General features: G+C 57.7%; 12 protein-coding genes. 1 reads left to right on the top strand and 11 read right to left on the bottom strand.

Annotated elements, in window-relative coordinates; all coding sequences use genetic code 11:
• Nucleotides 1-25: 25 nt before the first annotated feature.
• From ACPF7Z_RS16830 to ACPF7Z_RS16805, 6 genes are all read right to left on the bottom strand, one after another.
• On the bottom strand, nt 26-1312 hold the full coding sequence (locus ACPF7Z_RS16830; protein ID WP_425194416.1) for an alpha/beta hydrolase family protein: 1287 nt from the start codon (nt 1310-1312) through the stop codon (nt 26-28).
• A 45-nt stretch (nt 1313-1357) separates the two neighbouring features.
• Entirely contained in the window at nt 1358-2824 is a 1467-nt protein-coding gene (locus ACPF7Z_RS16825) for a peptide MFS transporter (RefSeq protein ID WP_425194415.1), read from the bottom strand.
• Nucleotides 2825-2958: 134 nt separating this feature from the next.
• Nucleotides 2959-3552 (bottom strand): GNAT family N-acetyltransferase, encoded by a 594-nt coding sequence (locus ACPF7Z_RS16820; protein WP_425194414.1) that lies wholly within the window; start codon nt 3550-3552, stop codon nt 2959-2961.
• Nucleotides 3553-3665: 113 nt separating this feature from the next.
• Nucleotides 3666-5120, bottom strand: a complete 1455-nt coding sequence (locus ACPF7Z_RS16815) for a catalase (protein WP_425194413.1) — start codon at nt 5118-5120, stop codon at nt 3666-3668.
• A gap of 432 nt (nt 5121-5552) precedes the next feature.
• A complete protein-coding gene (locus tag ACPF7Z_RS16810) occupies nt 5553-6452 on the bottom strand; it encodes a prenyltransferase (RefSeq protein ID WP_425194412.1) in 900 nt (299 codons plus the stop codon).
• Between the two features lie 175 nt (nt 6453-6627).
• On the bottom strand, nt 6628-7884 hold the full coding sequence (locus tag ACPF7Z_RS16805; protein ID WP_425194411.1) for a dicarboxylate/amino acid:cation symporter: 1257 nt from the start codon (nt 7882-7884) through the stop codon (nt 6628-6630).
• A 283-nt stretch (nt 7885-8167) separates the two neighbouring features.
• Here ACPF7Z_RS16805 and katG point away from each other — a divergent pair, with 283 nt between their 5' ends.
• Nucleotides 8168-10393, top strand: a complete 2226-nt coding sequence (gene katG / locus ACPF7Z_RS16800) for a catalase/peroxidase HPI (RefSeq protein ID WP_425194410.1) — start codon at nt 8168-8170, stop codon at nt 10391-10393.
• A gap of 119 nt (nt 10394-10512) precedes the next feature.
• Here katG and ACPF7Z_RS16795 read toward each other — a convergent pair whose 3' ends face one another.
• From ACPF7Z_RS16795 to ACPF7Z_RS16775, 5 genes are all read right to left on the bottom strand, one after another.
• Nucleotides 10513-11442 (bottom strand): hypothetical protein, encoded by a 930-nt coding sequence (locus ACPF7Z_RS16795; protein WP_425194409.1) that lies wholly within the window; start codon nt 11440-11442, stop codon nt 10513-10515.
• A gap of 148 nt (nt 11443-11590) precedes the next feature.
• Nucleotides 11591-12295 (bottom strand): extensin family protein, encoded by a 705-nt coding sequence (locus ACPF7Z_RS16790; protein WP_425194408.1) that lies wholly within the window; start codon nt 12293-12295, stop codon nt 11591-11593.
• Nucleotides 12296-12508: 213 nt separating this feature from the next.
• Complete coding sequence (locus ACPF7Z_RS16785) at nt 12509-13120, bottom strand: OmpW/AlkL family protein (protein ID WP_425194407.1); 612 nt, start codon at nt 13118-13120, stop codon at nt 12509-12511.
• A gap of 280 nt (nt 13121-13400) precedes the next feature.
• Nucleotides 13401-14429 (bottom strand): L-glyceraldehyde 3-phosphate reductase, encoded by a 1029-nt coding sequence (gene mgrA / locus ACPF7Z_RS16780; RefSeq protein ID WP_425194406.1) that lies wholly within the window; start codon nt 14427-14429, stop codon nt 13401-13403.
• Between the two features lie 99 nt (nt 14430-14528).
• Complete coding sequence (locus ACPF7Z_RS16775; RefSeq protein WP_425194405.1) at nt 14529-15962, bottom strand: PLP-dependent aminotransferase family protein; 1434 nt, start codon at nt 15960-15962, stop codon at nt 14529-14531.
• Between the last annotated feature and the right edge of the window lie 195 nt (nt 15963-16157).

Here is a 16157-nt window from a genome sequence, read left to right as displayed (position 1 = left end):
GCACCGAGATCAGTGTCGACCAAAATTACCGATTCTGCACAAGAGACTGCAGCTTCTTGAAGACCTTTGAATCCTGCCGCAGGCCGTCGTGTTCGAATTCGTTGGTCAGCCAATAGGTCAGATTATCGACCACCTCGGCGGTCGGCAGCGATAGCTCCACATCGACGTACATATCATCGTAGTAAATGGCGGCGGCTACCGGCACAGTGTTGTGCGCCAGTCGCTCTCGATCATAGAAGGCCCTGGGCAGCGGTTTATGGGCAAGCGCGTTGACTGCATCCTTGAAAGACCTCAGAGCGCTTATCTCCTCGAACATCCACGGATAGATCATCTCCCCGGTCAGATAAAGGGGTCGATGATCCTCGGAAAATTCAGGATGCCGCTGTCGTTCGCGCTCTGCCGACCAGGCGCACTGCGCACCCGGCGATGCATAAATGTGCTCATGCAGAGCGGCGAACAACGGATTTTCATCAAAGCCTGTCAACATCATCACCTCATTGAGGAAATGACGGTTCAGTTCGCTTTTTTGCTCATCGACGAAAGCCTCTTCTATCAACCAATGAAGCCGCTCCGCTCCGTCTCCCATGCCGATCATGAGCCCCAGGCTCTGAAAACGCCGGACCGTAAGCACGTCCCCATTGGGCAAGCGAGGCTCATTGGCTTGAATATGATCGGCAATATCGTTGAGCTTTTGCGCGTCCGAGGGAAAGCGCGCGTAGTAGGCCCGCATCTTCTTTGCCACCTGAGGATAGGTGCGCCGATAGACTTCGTCAGCATTGGGGGACAGGCTGGGAATGCCCCCGGCGATATAGCATTTCGTAAGACCTTGTGGTGCATAGGAAAGATAGGTCAAGGTCAGAAAGCCGCCGTAGCTTTGCCCCAGGGTTTCCCAGCACGCGCCCTGATAGGCATTTTTCCTGATGTGTTCCAGATCCGAGACAATGGCATGGGCGTCGAAATGGGAAAGATAGTCAGCGGCCGCCTGGGCATCATTCATCGCCTCCATGGTGGTACCGGTGATTCGGCTGCTTCGGCCGGTGCCGCGTTGATCCGGCAGAATGACCCGGTATTTCTTTACTGCTTCCAATAGCCAACCGGGGCCGTTCGAGGTGGGCCTGGGAGATTTGCCGCCGGGCCCTCCTTGAAGAAACACCAGCAGCGGAAGTTGAGCGTCTTTTTGCACAGGATCGCAGATCTCCCGAAAGAAGACGGAGATAATCCTGCCATCATCCGGATTCATCCAGTCGAGCGGCACCTCCAGATGATGATCGGTGACATGCAATCCGGAAAAGCGATAGTCGTCAATTTCCATGGTGAAAGGCTCCATCAGCGAGTGCAGTAGACCGTGGACAGGCTCTCAGTCCGCGCCTTGAGTCGCCCGCCTGATAAAGGGAAGACACACCAACAGCAAGACAGCGGTCAACATCCCGATTACCGCCATGGCGATGAAGTAGCCCACTTCCGTCTCTTCTGTATAAAACGTGCCCAGCTTGCCCCCTGCGGCAAATCCAAGCGCCAGGGACATGAAAAACAGCGCAAGCATCTGGGTTTGAAAAGCGCCAGGGGCCAGTTTGGTGGATACCGAAAGCCCAATGGGCGACAGGCATAGCTCCGAGGCAGTAAAGCCGATCAGCAAAATGACCAACATGATCAATGGCATGCTTTCCCCCTGGGCGCCGAGATAAGGAAGATACCCCAGGAAAGTGAGTCCGATGATGACCATTGCGATGATGAACTTGGCTGTGGAGGATGGCTGGCGCTTCCCGAGAGTCGTCCATAGCCAGGCAAAGACACCGGAGAAAACGATGACGGACAGCGCCTGAATCGATACCAGCCAACCTACTGGAACTGTCCAACCAAAGAGCGTGCGATCCACTCGCTGATCGAAGAACGCTGTGATCACGGTGTAGGACTGGCTATACAGTGCCCAATAAACCGCGCTGGTCAGAAACAGCGGAACAAAGGCATAGACCCGACGGCGCTCTTCCGGAGTGACTCGACTCGAACGCAAAATGATATAGAAATAAATGGCGGACACGATCGCAATAATGCCCAGCAATACGTCCGCCAGGTTGTCGGCGCGAACCCAGCCTAGGCTAATGGCCAGTAATAGCATTGCGATGGCGATGACACCGCCCGCGACATGATATTTGGCGCTTCCGGCCTCCAGCGGCATTGGGGGTTTTCGTTGGGAGTCAGGAAGCAACTTGCGCCCCTGGGCGTATTGGAAGAGCCCAATCGCCATACCGATAGCGGCAATACCGAAGCCATAGTGAAAGCCGGCGTTCTGCTGCAGCAGCCCTGTCAGCAGTGGCCCGACGAACCCGCCTATATTGATACCGAGATAAAAGATCGAAAAGCCAGCATCGCGCCTTGGACTCCCGGCTTCATATAATGAACCGACCAGCGATGAACAGGTCGATTTGACACCGCCACTGCCGAGGGCCACGAGGATAAGACCCGTGGTGACGCCATACACGCCGGGTAAAATCGCCAAGGCGATATGCCCCAGCATGACAATGATGCCGGAGTAGAAAAGCGTGCGTTCCGCGCCGAACACTCGATCGGCGAACCAGCCCCCAAGAATTGCCGCTAGATAAACACCGCTGCCATAGGCCCCGACGATACCGATGGCAACGGGCTGGCGGATGCCTAGTCCACCTTGGGCCGTCTCGTAATAGAGATAGATGAGCAGGATCGCCTGCATCCCGTAAAAGGAGAAGCGCTCCCACACCTCCATACCGAATAACGTGGCAAGTGGCCAAGGATGGCCGAAGAAGCGTCGCTCTCCTTGGGTACTGGCGGTGTCTTGGGTATTGCTCATCATTTCTCCGTGTGATTTGTCAGAAAATATCGTCGATCTAAAGGCTCTGTCGTAGAACGTGTTGCACGACGCCATTGAATTGCAGTCATCGATAAACTCAGGTGCCGACAACCCTTTCATTCACATCATGGGAACTACAGCATTTTTTGGTAAAACAGCAAATTCTTGTCGGTTTCCTGCACTTGATCGATGTCTTTCCAGCGAAAGGTGGCCATCGTATGAGGTATTGGCTGGTAACCAAAATGCTGCCAGATGCTATCCAGCGGCTGATAACCGACCGGTCGCAACGGATGATCGGCGGGACGCTGTACCGCACAGAACACACTCATTCGTTTACCTAGGCGGCGCGCATGGGCCTCGCGTTCGTCGAAAAAGGCCCGATACAACCCCCGCCCACGATACTCGGGCAACAGAGTGGATTCGGCACAGTAAAAAATCGATTCGACATCCCAGCCGGCATCGCAAAGGGGCTGACGAAACTCCTTGGTCTCATCTGCCATTGCCAGGCCTGTGGAGGCCCCCACCACTCGCTCACCGTCCAGCGCAAGCACACAGATCGACGTGTCTGTCTCGGTATAGGTACGCAAATAGTCCTGTTCGTAGTCCCGCGAGCCATCATAAAGATAAGGAAAGTCGCGAAAGACTCCTATACGAAGATCCGCGACATCCCTCAGCCAGGGCTTCAGCTCATCTCCCTTCACGACCAGTGTGCGCATCGTATCCGACATTCGCTTGTCCTCCCGATCCTCGAGCTTGCTGCGGTACTCAACAAACATTAGCAACAAAAAGGCCCGCTCACCTTGCAGTGAACAGGCCTGAAACTTGCCTGAGTGAAAAGCGATCAGCCTTCCTTCACGGCTTTCTCAATGCGCGCACCGATATCCTTATCGATATTCTTCCAGTATTCGAATACGCGGGACAGCACGGGTTCTTTCACACCATCCTTGATATGCCCCGCTGCGTTGTTGACCAGTCGTTCGCGCGCGGCGTCATCCATCACCTGATTGATCAGCGCATTGGCCTGGCCGAAATCGTCGTCATCTTCACGCAGGGTATAGGCGGCACGCATCAATTCGCCGTCGGCGTACCAGGTCGTATCCTCCGGGTAGCGCTCCGGGTCCGCTGCCGGGCCGCCCTTGCTGTTGGGCGCATACACCGGATCGGAAACCTTGTTGATGCGCATGGCACCATCCTTGGAGTAGCTGTGCACCGGTGCGGTGGGCGCATTCACCGGAATCTGCTTGTAATTGGCTCCCAAACGAGCACGGTGGGCATCGGCGTAAGAGAAGCCACGAGCCAGCAGCATCTTGTCCGGCGAAAGCCCGATGCCTGGCACCAAGTTGTTGGGTTCGAAGGCAGCCTGCTCGATCTCGGCGTGATTGTCCGTCGGATTGCGATCTAGAGTCATCTTGCCGACCTTGATCAGCGGATAATCCTCGTGAGGCCATACCTTGGTCAGATCGAAGGGATTGAGCCGGTAGGTCTTGGCCTCCTCGAAGGGCATGACCTGCACATACAGGGTCCAGCTCGGATGATTACCCTCTGCAATGGCACCGAACAGGTCACGCATGTGATAGTCGCTGTCCTCGCCGGCCAACCGGTCGGCATCTGCCTGGGTCAGGAATTCGATACCCTGATCCGTCTTGAAGTGATACTTGACCCAGAAGCGTTCACCTTGGGCATTTACCCACATGTAAGTATGGCTGGTGTAGCCGTTCATATGGCGCCAGGTCTTGGGAATGCCACGATCCCCCATCAGCCAAGTCACCTGGTGAGCGGTTTCCGGCGACAGCGTCCAAAAGTCCCACTGCATATCGTGGTCACGCAGGTTGTTGTCGGCTCGCCGCTTCTGAGAGCGAATGAAGTGTTGGAACTTCATGGGATCGCGCATGAAGAACACCGGCGTGTTGTTGCCCACCATGTCGTAGTTGCCTTCGCTGGTGTAGAACTTCAGCGAAAAACCGCGCGGATCGCGCCAGGTATCGGGGCTACCGCGCTCACCGGCAACGGTGGAAAAGCGTGCCAGCATATCGGTCTTGGTGCCCGGCTGGAACAATGCGGCCTTAGTGTATTGGCTAACGTCTTCGGTGGTCTCGAAATGACCGAAAGCGCCGCTGCCCTTGGCGTGAGGTTGACGCTCGGGGATGCGCTCCCGATTGAACTGGGCCATCTGCTCGATCAGGTAGTGATCGTGCAACACGATGGGACCATCCGGACCGACGGATAGCGAGCGTTCATCGCTCGCGACAGGAATGCCCGCATCCGTGGTTGTGGGCTTACGATTATCATTTGCCATGGTGATCTCCCTTTTCGATGGCGCGCGTGACAGGAACTACCACGCTTAGTCAAAGCTAGCATGAATATCTACGCTTAAGGCCTCTGATGCACAGAGACAATTTTAGTGGCGCATATATCCAATGCGTGTTGGGAGGTATAGATGGAAAACCCAGTTGCTGTCTAGCGGCCTGATGCGCCTTGGATGGCCCCAAGGCCTCTGCTGGGTAGCACACGCTCCCGGGTGCCAGATCAGCGAGGAATATTGCCAGGCAAGACGTGCAGCGCTATTGCGCGTGTTCCATACTTGCCTATGAGGGCTCAGCCCATAGCCCTTGTTTATCCATACTATCGGGAGATTTCATCGCTTTTCTTGCCCATTACCAATGCGCCCAACATTGCTTGTGAATACCATCGGATAAACATTGAGCCGAGCCCGGCCACGCTAATCCAGTCACCCCAACCACAAGCCAGCCGATAGCAACATAAGAGTCGTCAAAAGTGTCGCCACGTTGACACTCAATGTTTGCTGCAACGCCACCTCATCCTTCAATGCTCGGGGCAATCGCAGGGCGATCCATAGCGCAGCGGGAAGCATTAGCCAGGCCAGCCAAGCGTCCATAGGCATCAGATTACTCAGTTGCCCCAAGGCGATTAGCGCAAAAGCACCGAGTAGCAGTCCCGCCACCCATCGCGAGGCGATGGGCAAGCCCAGCACGATGGGCAAATGGCGACGACCGATGCGACGATCGGCTTCCACATCGGGGAATTGATTGATTAACAGCAGCTCACTGACCAGCAGCAATGTCACCGCTGAAACTGTCAGTGCCACAGCATCGATGTGCCCCCCGAGGGCCACCAGGGTTCCCAATACCATGATCGGCCCGAAGCCCAACCCCGGCGCCAGCAGGCACCATAGCGGCGAACGGGTCAGCCAGCGGGTGTAGGCGACCATCAGGAACACGCCGCTCAAGCCAATAATGAGCATCGGCCAGCCACGCTGCCATAGAAAATACATACCGATCGCTGCTATGCCGACGAGCGTGGCAATGGCCACTATCAATACCTGAGGGGCCGCGGACGGATGCTCCGGCAAGGCACCGCTACCTCCAGAAAAGGGCGTGCGGCGCGTGATGAGATCCAGCCCAGAGTGGAAATCGTCGTATTCGTTGAGCAGGTTGACCCCGGCATGGGCCAGCAGCCCACCGATCAGCACCAGTGCGACATCGACTCCATGAAGGGTGATGGGCTGGTTGGCCGCAAGGCTCACTCCCAGCAGCACGCACAGCGGCGCCAATATCAGAAAGCTCGGACGTGAAGCGCGGGCCACTGCCGTAATTGACATGGATTGCATGGAGTATTTACTCAAAATAATGGCCGATATCACCTTGCGGTCAATGTAAGGCGCTCATCGACCGCAAGGTGGCAGGCTTTCATGACTGGATATCAGCGGATATGACATATTGCTTAGCGCAAACTCCGGAAGTGCCAGCATGCTGTGTAGCGTGGCATCACCCTAGCACGCCATGCTAGACGGCCGACTCGCACACCGAGCTTTCGGGCGCTGACTCATGCTTACGCTCGGTGCGTGCGATGATCGACGACCCGACCAGATCGCCGGTCACGTTGAGCCCCGTAGCCCCCATGCCGACGAGGGCATCGATGGACGTCAGCAACGCCACCGTCTCGATCGGCAGACCCACCTGGGAAAAGACGGTGGCAATCATGACGATACCAGCGCCCGGTACCCCGGCGGTTCCGATCGAGGTGAGCGTACCGATCAGCACGATCTCAATCATGCTCATGAGATCCAGCGGGACGCCCACCACGTTCGCCGCAAAGACAGCGGAGATCGCGATGCGGATCGCCGCGCCATCCATATTGATGGTGGCGCCCAGTGGTAAACTGAATCCATACAGCGCACGCGGCAATCCCAAGCGCCGAGCGGCATCGAGCGTGAGCGGCAGCGTGCCGGAGCTGCTCTGGGTCGCGAATGCCGTCGCCATGGGCGTACGTGCCTCGCGAAAAAAGCTTTTTAACTGCACCCCGAACAGACGCATCAGCACACAGTAAAGAACGAATTGAACGGCCAGCGCAATATAGAGCACCGCCACCATATCGCCCAATGACAGGATCGTGTTCATCCCCTGTTTACCAACGGTCTCGGCAACGATCGCAAAGACCCCGATGGGCACGTAATGCAACACACCGGCCATGACCTTCAGGGTGACTTCATTGAGGCCGTTGATCGTCTTGTAAAGATGCTCGCCAAGCTCGCCATGAGTTTCGGAGGTACGCAGCTTCAGAAGCGCAATACCAAAAACGAACGCCGTGAAGATGATACCCAGCAGATTCATCTCGGCGAAGGCCGACACAATGTTATCCGGCACGATGCCCAATAGAACCTGAGCAACACCCGGATCCTCGGGCACCTCGATCTGGGCGTTTTCGTCCAGCCTCAGGCCACTCCCCGGCTCGAACAGCGTGGCAACGGCAAGCCCGACGACGATCGCCAACGCGGAGGTGGCGACATAATAGGCAAACAGCTTGCGACCCATGCGCCCCATACTGCCGAGGTTCGCCTGATTGATACCGACCATGAGCGTGAACAGCACGATCGGCACGATGAGAAACTTCAAGAGCCGCAACAGCAGATCGCCGAACGGCGCCAGCCAGTCGGCAGCGGCCTGTCCGCCCAGCAGCCCAACGATCACCCCGAGCACGAGGGCGATGCTGACCCTCAGGATCAGCGAAGCATCAAGATAGATTCGCAGCGCTTTTTTCATTGCTCGCCCACCGCCGAAACCGGCCTATGAAATGTCATTGAACCACATTGGCAAGGCCTTGAGGGCTCGTCCATGAAGCAATACTTGTCCGACATAGGTTGTGTCCAGATGGGATAACAGGAGCGTGTTGGTACCATGAAGCGGCATTCTTCGTCCATGATGCCGACAATAGTCAAAAACTTTCGAAACGATATTTAAAATAACCTGAGTTAATGTTTGAGCCGGGTGTATGTTTATCCCTATAGAGATTACTCCATTATCGCAACAACAATAGGAGAGAGACATGGATGGGAGTAACGCCAAGACCGCAGGCAAGTGCCCGGTCATGCACGGGGCTCAGACCAGGATGGGTGGCAACGGTACGGCAAACCAGTACTGGTGGCCGAACCAGTTGAACCTCAATATCCTTCATCAGCACTCCCCGACGTCCAACCCGATGGGCGAGGATTTCGACTATGCAGAAGCATTCAAGACGCTCGACCTCGCGGCGGTGAAGCAAGATCTCGAAGCCCTGATGACCGACTCCCAGGACTGGTGGCCGGCGGACTATGGTCATTATGGCCCGTTCTTTATTCGCATGGCCTGGCACAGCGCCGGCACTTACCGCATCGGTGACGGTCGCGGCGGAGCGGGCACCGGCAATCAGCGTTTCGCACCCATCAACAGCTGGCCGGACAATGGCAATCTGGATAAGGCGCATCGCCTGCTGTGGCCGATCAAGCAGAAGTATGGCAACAAGCTCTCCTGGGCCGATCTCTTCATCCTGACCGGTAATGTGGCGCTGGAATCCATGGGATTCAAGACTTTTGGTTTTGCTGGGGGCCGCGCCGATATCTACCAACCGGAAGAAGATATCTACTGGGGGGCAGAAAAGGAATGGCTGGCCACGAGTGACAAGCCTAACAGCCGCTACAGCGGTGATCGGGAACTCGAAAACCCGCTGGCCGCCGTGCAGATGGGCCTGATCTACGTAAATCCGGAAGGCCCGGACGGCAATCCCTACCCCCTTGCCTCCGCCCGAGACATCCGCGAGACGTTTGCCCGCATGGCGATGAACGACTACGAGACGGCTGCCCTGACCGCCGGTGGTCATACCTTCGGTAAAACCCACGGCGCCGGTGATCCATCCCATGTGGGTCCAGAGCCAGAAGCCGCTCCGATGGAAAACATGGGCCTGGGCTGGATCAGCAGCTACGCGAGCGGTAAAGGTCGCGACGCCATCACCAGTGGACTCGAAGGCGCCTGGACACCGACCCCAACCCGGTGGGACATGAGCTACTTCGATATGCTGTTCGGTTACGAGTGGGAGCTGACCAAGAGCCCGGCCGGTGCCAATCAATGGCAACCGAAGGGCCTCACGGGAAGGGACATGGCCCCGGACCCGGAAGACTCATCCAAGCGCGTGCCGATCATGATGTCCACCGCCGATATCGCGATGCGGGAAGATCCGGCCTACCGGAAAATCTGTGAACACTTCCATAAGAACCCAGAAGAATTTGCGGACGCCTTTGCTCGTGCCTGGTTCAAGCTGACCCACCGAGACATGGGCCCGAAGGTGCGCTACCTCGGCCCGGAAGTCCCGGCGGAGGATCTGATCTGGCAGGACCCGGTACCGGCGGTGGATCACGAGCTGGTCGATTCCCGGGACATTGCCGACCTCAAGGGCAAGATTCTCGCCTCCGGTCTGTCTGTGTCTGAACTGGTCGCGACCGCCTGGGCGTCCGCTTCCACCTTTCGTGGCTCCGACATGCGCGGTGGCGCCAACGGCGCTCGCATCCGCCTGGCGCCGCAAAAGGACTGGGAAGCCAACCAACCCCATCAGCTGGCGAAAGTGCTTCAGACACTCGAGGATATCCAGGAGGCCTTCAACAGCGCTCAGTCCGGCAACAAGAAAGTGTCCCTCGCCGACCTGATCGTCCTCGGCGGTGGTGCCGCCATCGAGAAGGCGGCAAAAGATGCCAGGCATCATGTCGAGGTGCCGTTTGCGCCGGGGCGCACCGACGCCACGCTGGAGCAGACCGATGTCGACTCCTTCAAGCCTCTCGAACCGGAAGCCGACGGGTTCCGCAACTACCGCCGGACCGCATTCACCGTCTCCGACGAAGAAATGCTGATCGACAAGGCGCAACTGCTGGGGCTGAGTGCACCGGAAATGACCGTGCTAGTGGGCGGCATGCGAGCGCTGAATGCGAACGTCGGCCAGGCACAGCACGGTGTGTTCACCCAGCGTCCCGAGACACTCACCAACGACTTCTTCGTGAACCTGGTCGACTTGAACACCGAGTGGACGCCGATCTCGGCTGACGCCGACGTGTTCGAGGGCCGTGACCGCAAGACGGGTGAGGTGAAGTGGACCGGCACCCGGGTGGACCTGATCTTCGGCTCCAACTCTCAGCTGCGCGCACTGACTGAGGTCTACGCCCAGGACGACGCGCAAGAGAAGTTCGTGAAAGACTTCGTTCGCACCTGGAACAAGGTGATGAACGCGGACCGCTTCGACCTGACGTGATATCGGCAAACGGACACTCGGGTGCTCCCAGAGAATGGAAGTGCCCGAGCGTTTTTGTGACGCTGCCAGCGTGACGATGTTTCTGGGATAAATGTCTCTGGGAAGCAAGTGTCATCAATTCATTGGCTGAGCCCCAGGATCCAACCCTCCAGATTGCGCTGCCATGGCGTCAGCCGGAACGCCGACGCCAGTCGTCCTTCCGCGACCTCGACCATCATCAACAACCCCAGCATGGCATCGTAGGGATCCTCACCACCAGCGCCGGGGCCAAAACCATCCGCAAGCCGCTCACCGGCATCGCTATCCAGCACGCAAGATCGATTACATTCCAGCAATTGTTGCCCCTGGATAGCCCGATCCCGTTGACGGCGCTTGCTCTGCCCCGCCTCCATCCCGACACCCAGTAAATGCGCAACCAATGTCGGCCAGGTTTCACACAGCACGGAATGAGAACACACAGCCAACGTTTCAAGATCGTCATCGAACGGCCAGAGCGCTGCCCCTCGGGCACGGGCCGGCATGAGCACCTCGCGCCAGCCGGCAATGGCGGCCTTGCCCACCTGGTTGGCGCCCAGCGTCCAGAACAGCGGACAGGGACGGCGACCCGGGGTTCGTCGCTCGCACTCGCGGCGCAGGTCATCGAAATCGACGGCACCCAGCGCCTGAATGAGTTCCGCCTGGCGCACTCCACGTCGAGACCGACGGGGATAGAAGGGTCGCCCGAGCGCGATCTCATCGGGATATTCGGCGACGGTGAAAAAGTCTGGCCACTGGTGATCGGCAAGCTGACTGAGCAGATCGCTGAAATCACCGATACCCGCCTGCCAGGCCCAGCTGGCCGGCACGCCGATGGGGAAATCGAAACCAACGAGTGTCGTGCCCGCATTCTCTTCCAGCAGTGTCGACAACCAGGCATCGATGTCGCCCACTCGGCGCGGTGCCGAAACACGCCAGTGCTTGTCATCCCTTCTCGCCTCTGCTGCCCAGCGCTTACCACTTGACCGGCTCCAATCGGCGTGCAGCAGGCGGTTGAACGCGAGTCTCGTCATCGGTCGCTATGGATACCCCGTGGATCGGACGCAAGGAAGGCCATCGATGGCGCAAGAACCGCCACACTTTCATAACCTGTCTGCTCTCGATCATTTGTAGATGAAAGGTACAGGCTATCGATTATCCGGTGGACGCTTCGGGTGTCGCTCAACGACAGAAACTCATGCCACGCATTCCAAGGTGAAAATGATTGGCATGAGCCGCATTGTACTCCGGCCCGAGTGCGGTGCCGAACAGACCACAGGCGTCTTCTTGAGCGCGCTTTAGAAAGGTACCTGCCTTGCCTTCGCCACCCCAGTCCTTCAACACCTCGATGCGTCGACCGTCTGAAAGCCGAAATGCCGCCACATCGAGCGCCTCGGCACCGGCGTGTTCGCTGCGCCGCCCTTTTTCGCGCCCGTAGACATTTCGGCAGGCGAAGCTGCCATAGTGCTGCACCTGAGCAATCGACTGACCAAAGAGCTCCCGGGCCAACGGCTGTAGACGATGCTGTTCATAAAGCGTCCAGGTCAGTGCCAACGGGCAGGAGGCAACGAAGCTGCGATTGAACGTTGTCTCACCGCGCCGGACCCGCACGACATTGGTCAATGGGCAGTCTGCGACCGGAGTGTAATCGTCGAGCGGTGTGTAGCCTAAAGTCCCTTCGGGAGCGGTCTCCAACGCCGCCAGGCAATCATCGCGACTTCTCTTCAGGCGTGAGAGTTTCCACCGGGTAATAGGAGTCAAAGGGTCAGATACGTGCAGTGGTTGCCAGGGGGCCCACTCCCGAGGTATTACCCACCACTGCTTGTCGAAGCCGATGCCCACGACGATCAACAACAAACCAAGGATTTCACGCGCATTCAGTGCCATCGAGGGTTCCTTGGTATCAGCGGATTGGAATAAACACCGACCGCGTGGTTCGACGCTACCGTGAAACAATGATGATGATCAGCTGCATACTGACCATATCACCTGATGGCGATCATCATGGTCTTCCTATAGATGTCTTGCCTGCTGGACACTGTAAAAATATACCGGGCCAAGGCCCGGCATATTCACTCAAGGGAACAATACCTTGGGGTATCAGAAACGCAGGGTAATGCCGCCGCCAATAGTGACAGGATCAACATCCGCCGTTCCGATTCCCGACCCATTGAGACTGGCATCCGCCTCCACATCCGCATAGCTGATCGCACCATTGAGCATCAGAAAGTTGGTGATGGCGAGATCGACACCGAACTGGCCGATGGCTCCCCAGGAATCGTCGATATCAAGTCCCGCAAGCTCTTCGTCCGAATAGGTGGTGTAATTGACCCCGACACCAATGTAGGGCTGTACACTCGCTCCCGTGCCCCCCAGAAAATAGTAATTGGCCAAGAGATTGATCGGGGTACGTTCGATGCTGCCGAGAGGTCCTAGTGCGCTAGTGGAAAGGTCGTGTTCGAAGGCCTCGCTGCTATTGAGTTCGATACCGATATTGTCGGTTACCAGAACGCCGACACCATAGGTAAAGCCGCGCTCGTCGGACACGTCCAGCTCGCTGCCCGCCACATCGCCGTTGTCAGACGTTGGTGCTACCTTGGCATAGCCACCCCGCACGAAAAAGTCACCAGCCTGATAAGCCATGGCTGCTTGAGCGGTAAAAAGAGCGCTTGTGACGGCGACGGCGGCGGAAACCCGTATTATCTTTTTCATGAGAAATTCCTGATCTTCTTTTTAAGTGAAGGAGCCCCCCTATTGGTGATCCGAGCCATATCCATCATCAAACTAGCCAGATCTGAAATAGAAACCGATGGTTCCTTTAGTATCACCGTCTTTATTATTTGCCTCACAAACGATTTGAGTATATGCCCTCCCAGGTGAGTGACCACTAGCACAGCGTGTGTTTTTGTAACATGATTGCGCTGGTTCGAGGATGAGCACAGGCCACGAAATGGCCTCGATGACTCTAAACGTTTTATAACCCGGGCAAAGACTAACGCTCCGAGGAAGCCGCCCACAGATTGACACCGCCTTCCACCGCGTAGCGGTCGATGTCGGCCAGTTCCTCATCGCTAAAGCCTGGATGATCCAGAGCCGCCACACTGTCGAGCAGCTGTTGTGGGCGGCTGGCGCCGACCAGTGCCGACGTCACCCGACCCTGACGCAACACCCAGGCGATGGCCATCTGCGCCAGCGTCTGGCCGCGGCGCTGAGCAATATCGTTCAAGGCACGTACTCGTTCGAGATTGTCCTGGGAGAGATGTGAATCCTTCAGAGTCTTGCTTCTCGCCGCACGGCTGTCCCCAGGTACACCCTGCAGGTACTTGTCGGTGAGCAGGCCCTGGGCCAGCGGGGAGAAGACGATCGATCCCATGCCCAACTCATCGAGGGTATCCAGTAGACCGTCCTCCTCGATCCAGCGATTGATCATCGAATAGCTCGGCTGGTGAATCAGGCACGGGGTGCCAAGTGAGCGCAGGATGTCGACGGCCTCGCGGGTGCGCTGGGAATTGTAGGAAGAGATGCCAACGTAAAGCGCCTTGCCCTGACGCACCGCCTGATCGAGCGCGCCCATGGTTTCCTCGAGAGGTGTATCGGGGTCGAAGCGATGCGAGTAGAAGATATCGACATAGTCGACACCCAGGCGCTCGAGGCTGCGATCCAGACTGGACAACAAATACTTGCGGCTACCCCATTCCCCATAGGGCCCAGGGTGCATCCGATATCCAGCCTTGCTGGAGATCACCAATTCGTCACGGTGGCCGGCGAAGTCGGTTTTTAAAATACGTCCGAACAGCTCCTCGGCGCTACCCGGTGGAGGGCCATAATTGTTCGCCAGATCGAAGTGGGTAATGCCGTGATCGAAGGCGGTACGACATATTTCCCGCGCAGTGTCGATGCGGGCGTTCTCGCCAAAGTTCTGCCACAGCCCCAGCGACAGGGCCGGCAACTTCAATCCACTGCGCCCACAACGATTGTAGCGCATGCGTTCATAGCGACTGTCCGAGGCAAGGTAACTCATGGGCCCCTCCTGGTATTGATGATTTACCCAGTGCCTCAGTATGCGCGAGTGTCGCCACAGGACAACTTGGCTCTGGACTAGCCGCCGAATAGCGGCGATTTACGTCACTGCCGCCTCGTCCTCCGCTATCATGACCGTGACCATCTCCCCCACCCCGCGAATCGCTGAAGCAATAGAGGGCGTCAATGGTGAAGCGTAGTTGAGGCGCAAGCAATGACGATACTTGCCAGAGGCGGAGAACAGTGATCCAGGCGCGATACGGATGTTTGATGCGGCCAGCCGCTCATTGAGGCGTACGCAATCGATATCCGCCGGCAGTTCCAGCCATAGCAAGAAGCCACCTTGCGGATAGCTGATGCCGGTGCCAGCGGGAAAATGCCGTTCGACCCAGCCGAGCAGGATGTCGCGGTGACGCTGGTACTGGCGAATCATCTCGCGCAGGTGATGCTCGTAGTGGCCTTTGGCTATGAACTCGGCCACCGCCAGTTGCGGCAGGGTTGCCGAGGCACCGGTCGAGACATACTTCATGTGCATCACCTGATCACGATAGCGCCCCGGCGCGATCCAGCCGACCCGCAATCCCGGTGTCAGCGTCTTGGAAAACGCACTGCATAATAGCACCCGGCCATCGTCGTCGAAGGCCTTGAGCGTCTTGGGCCGCGGCGTTGTGAAAGCCAGGTCACCGTAGATGTCATCCTCGATGATCGCCACGTCGAAACGCTGAGCCAGGGCCACCAAGGCGCGCTTGCGCGGCTCGGGCATGGTATAGCCGAGCGGGTTATTACAGGTCGGGGTTACCTGGATGGCGCGAATCGGCCACTGCTCCAGCGCCAGTTCCAGCGCCTCGAGACTGATGCCGGTGCGGGGGTCTGTGGGAATTTCCAGCGCCTTGAGCCCGCTGGCTTTCAATATCTGCATGGTGCCGTAAAAGCTCGGCGAATCGACCGCGACCACGTCCCCCAGCACGGTCAGTGTGCGTATCGCGATCGACAATGCCTCCTGACACCCGGTGGTGATCAGTGCGTCGTCGGGATGCAGCAGACAACCGGAGGCTGTCGCCAGGCGAGTGATTTCGTGACGGAGCTCAAGACTACCAATCAGCGTATCGTAGTTCAGGCCATGGCTGCCGCCGCGCCGATGTAGGCCAGCCAACGAACGCTTCAGGGGATTGAGCGTCGGACTCGCGAGATCGGGAATGCCATTGCCCAGCATCAATATCTCGTCGCTGCAAGGCACAGCCACCAGTTCCAATACCTGATCCCACTGCGACACGTCCAGCGGTCGCTGGGCCGGGCGTGTCGGCGCCGGCAGCACCGTCGGCGTCTGACGCGGCAACACGTAGTAACCGGATTTGGGCCGCGCCTCGACCAGCGCTGCATCCTCCAAGCGGCCATAGGCCGCCTGCACCGTGGAGACACTCACCTCGAATTCACGACACAGCGCCCTGATCGACGGCAAGCGATCACCGACCCGATAAATGCCGTGTTCCATCCGTTGACGCAAGGCCGCCGCCACTTGTTCATAGCGCTTCATGACAGGGAGTTTCTCCCATCCGCACTCAACCGGTACAGATCACGATCTTGAGTAGGATACAGTCGACTTTTTTCTTCAACCTGAATCCGTGAGACCGGCCCCCAGGAATGCTTCTAACCTACTGAACTGCATGGCAATATAGCGAATATCGCCATTCACCCAGACAGTGCCATGCCCAACGTCAAGTTCCGCGCC

It is taken from the genome of Halomonas sp. GXIMD04776 (genome assembly GCF_049808615.1).
Classification (GTDB): domain Bacteria; phylum Pseudomonadota; class Gammaproteobacteria; order Pseudomonadales; family Halomonadaceae; genus Modicisalibacter.
Note: the sequence above shows the minus strand (reverse complement) of the source record. Positions and strands in the feature narration are given on the sequence as shown.

Bases quoted from the DNA above. Each gene is read 5' to 3' on its own strand.
- ACPF7Z_RS16830 (WP_425194416.1), bottom strand. From the start codon at position 1,312: ATGGAAATTGACGACTATCGCTTTTCCGGATTGCATGTCACCGATCAT.
- ACPF7Z_RS16825 (WP_425194415.1), bottom strand. From the start codon at position 2,824: ATGAGCAATACCCAAGACACCGCCAGTACCCAAGGAGAGCGACGCTTC.
- ACPF7Z_RS16820 (WP_425194414.1), bottom strand. From the start codon at position 3,552: ATGTCGGATACGATGCGCACACTGGTCGTGAAGGGAGATGAGCTGAAG.
- ACPF7Z_RS16815 (WP_425194413.1), bottom strand. From the start codon at position 5,120: ATGGCAAATGATAATCGTAAGCCCACAACCACGGATGCGGGCATTCCT.
- ACPF7Z_RS16810 (WP_425194412.1), bottom strand. From the start codon at position 6,452: ATGCAATCCATGTCAATTACGGCAGTGGCCCGCGCTTCACGTCCGAGC.
- ACPF7Z_RS16805 (WP_425194411.1), bottom strand. From the start codon at position 7,884: ATGAAAAAAGCGCTGCGAATCTATCTTGATGCTTCGCTGATCCTGAGG.
- katG (WP_425194410.1), top strand. From the start codon at position 8,168: ATGGATGGGAGTAACGCCAAGACCGCAGGCAAGTGCCCGGTCATGCAC.
- ACPF7Z_RS16795 (WP_425194409.1), bottom strand. From the start codon at position 11,442: ATGACGAGACTCGCGTTCAACCGCCTGCTGCACGCCGATTGGAGCCGG.
- ACPF7Z_RS16790 (WP_425194408.1), bottom strand. From the start codon at position 12,295: ATGGCACTGAATGCGCGTGAAATCCTTGGTTTGTTGTTGATCGTCGTG.
- ACPF7Z_RS16785 (WP_425194407.1), bottom strand. From the start codon at position 13,120: ATGAAAAAGATAATACGGGTTTCCGCCGCCGTCGCCGTCACAAGCGCT.
- mgrA (WP_425194406.1), bottom strand. From the start codon at position 14,429: ATGAGTTACCTTGCCTCGGACAGTCGCTATGAACGCATGCGCTACAAT.
- ACPF7Z_RS16775 (WP_425194405.1), bottom strand. From the start codon at position 15,962: ATGAAGCGCTATGAACAAGTGGCGGCGGCCTTGCGTCAACGGATGGAA.